2 protein-coding genes are annotated in these 1,993 nt (G+C 71.7%); both read right to left on the bottom strand.

Annotated elements, in window-relative coordinates:
- Positions 1-1,299: PAS domain-containing protein (locus D6B71_RS22310; protein ID WP_164519793.1), on the bottom strand; the 1,299-nt coding region annotated here is incomplete at its 3' end.
- A 123-nt stretch (positions 1,300-1,422) separates the two neighbouring features.
- The coding region (locus tag D6B71_RS22305) for a response regulator (RefSeq protein ID WP_164519792.1) at positions 1,423-1,993 on the bottom strand (571 nt) is incomplete at its 5' end.

The raw sequence follows: 1,993 nt of genomic DNA, 5'->3' as shown, positions 1-1,993 counted from the left end.
GGTGACGTCTGACAACGAGACGACCACGCCGCCGACGTCGGGGTCCTCGACCAGGTTGGCGAACCGTGCGCTGAGCCAGACCACCCGCCCTTCGGGGAGGGTGACCGGGACCTCCTCGACGACGGTCTGGCCGGGAAGCTCGGTCAGCTCGCGGTAGAGCTGGGTCAGCCGCTCGGTGTCGGCGCTGCCCAGGTGTTCTGCCCAGGCTCGGATCTCGGCGTGGGCGGGGAGGCCGCGCGACGTCTCCGCAGTCGAGCCGTGACCCGCGTCGATCACCTCTCCGCTCGCGTCTAGCAGGAACACCGCGTCGGAGCTGTTGTCGGCGAGCTTGGCGAAGTAGCGGCGGCTGCGTGCGACCTCGGCGCGGGCGAGGGCCTCGGAGTGCAGCAGCCGGGTGGTGCGCACCAGCGCCAGCGCCAGCAGCACCACCATGCCCACGAACGGCGCCAGCGTGTGGTCGCCGTCGTGGTGCATCGTGAAGTCGACCGCGGGCGGCACCGCCAACGGCACGATCGCGATGCTCACCCGCCCGGCCATGACCCGGGCGCCGGTGTGCTCGGCGACCGCGGTCGGAGCCTCGAGTCGCGGAGCGTCGCGGTTCGCCGACGCGGACCAGATGGCCAGCGTCATCAGCAGGCTTCCGGTCAGCCACGCGAGGTGTGCCGGCCAGGTGCCCTGGAGGAAGAAGACGAAGTGCAGGCTGCCGAAGACCCAGCACCACATTCCGGCGAGCAGCAGCCAGACGGCCTGTGAGCGCCACTGCGTGGCCGCGAGCAGCCGGAGCATCAACGCGAGCAGCACCATGTCGGCGACGGGGTAGCTCACCAGCAGGGCGCGCTCGACCTGGGTGCGGGTCGGGTCGGCGATGATCGGCTGCAGCACCGGATGCCAGAGCACGATCGCCGCGACCGTGCCGATCGTCAGCACATCCAGGGTGGTCTCCGTCCGGAGCCGCGGCACGAGCGCGGCCTGTGGCACGAGCAGCGCGGCGAAGAGCAGGCCGAAGCCGGCGACGTAGGGCAGGTCGGCCCAGGTGCCCACGGGAGAGTGCCCGAGCATCCTCTGCAGGCCGTAGCTGGCATCGCCGAATGCCGACGCGGCGAGTCCGGCGGCGATCAGGGACGGCAGCAACCGCCGCCCGACCGGCCAGCGACGTACGGCCACGAAGGCCGCGGCGGCGGCCGCCACCCGGACCGTCAAGAAGACGCCGTCGCTGACGATGCTCGGCAGCCCGAAGGCCTGGATGAGCAGCATCACCGCGACGCTCACGCCGACCAGGACGCTCCCCGTGACGCGCATGCGCAACGTGCTCTCCCTCGACCGAACGCCTCTTCCAGAGCCTATCGGCCGGTCCGGTCGCGGCTTGAGGGGTCGGGTGGTGAGCCGTCGATGGTTCCGCGACACGCCGCGGAATGGCGGGAATCAGTGACGGGTCGGCGTGCTGGTGGGGGTGGTGAGCCAGCGGTCGAGGGTGGTCTGGAGGTCGTCGGGGTCGACGGGCTTGGAGATGTAGTCGTCCATGCCGGCGGCCAGGCAGCGTTCGCGGTCGCCGTCGACGGCGGCGGCGGTCATCGCGATGACGGGGAGGTGTTGGTGTCGTGGGTGGGCGCGGATCCGGCCGGTGGCCTCGTAGCCGTCCATGACGGGCATCTGGCAGTCCATGAGGACGGCGTCGTAGGTGGTGTCCTCGAGCCGGGTGAGGGCGTCGTGGCCGTGGTCGGCGACGTCGGCGGTGTAGCCGAGGTGCTCGAGGATGCCGACGGCGACGAGCTGGTTGATCTCGCTGTCCTCCACGACGAGCAGGTGTCCTCGACTGGCGGAGGTCACCGGCTCGTGGGTGGCCGGCGGAGCCTGGTGGGCGGGCGTGGTCTGGTGGGCGAGGGGGAGGGGGAGTCGGACCCAGAAGGTGGAGCCGCCGGTGGGGTTGGGGTCGGCGCCGATGGTGCCGCCCATGGCGGTGACGAGTTGGCGGCTGATGGCCAGGCCGAGGCCG

Origin of the sequence: Nocardioides ferulae (assembly GCF_003660455.1) — a bacterium.
GTDB lineage: Bacteria > Actinomycetota > Actinomycetes > Propionibacteriales > Nocardioidaceae > Nocardioides > Nocardioides ferulae.
The sequence above is the reverse complement of the archived record's forward strand: the minus strand, read 5'-3'. Positions and strand labels throughout refer to the sequence as shown.